The organism is Staphylococcus sp. EG-SA-15 (assembly GCF_017151895.1).
Classification (GTDB): Bacteria; Bacillota; Bacilli; order Staphylococcales; family Staphylococcaceae; genus Staphylococcus; species Staphylococcus aureus.
Map to the genome: position 1 here is coordinate 1 of NZ_JACVZN010000197.1, position 214 is coordinate 214.

The 214-nt window shown below is 36.0% G+C and carries 1 protein-coding gene; it reads right to left on the reverse strand.

Going from position 1 to position 214, the window contains the following annotated elements:
- Positions 1–214, reverse strand: a 214-nt coding sequence (locus IDG64_RS15730) for a DDE-type integrase/transposase/recombinase (protein WP_206171384.1), incomplete at both ends; no start/stop codon positions are given.

Consider the following 214-nt stretch of genomic DNA (forward strand, 5'->3'; position numbering starts at 1 on the left):
CTTGCTCAATGAGGTTATTCAGATATTTCGATGTACAATGGCAGTCAGGTTTAAGTTTAAAAGCTTTAATTACTTTAACCATTGCTGCCTTCGTTGAAGGTGCCTGATCTGTAACTACCTTTTGAGGCTTACCAAATTGTTTAATGAGACGTTTGATAAACGCATATGCTGAATGATTATCTCGTTGCTTACGCAACCAAATATCTAATGTATG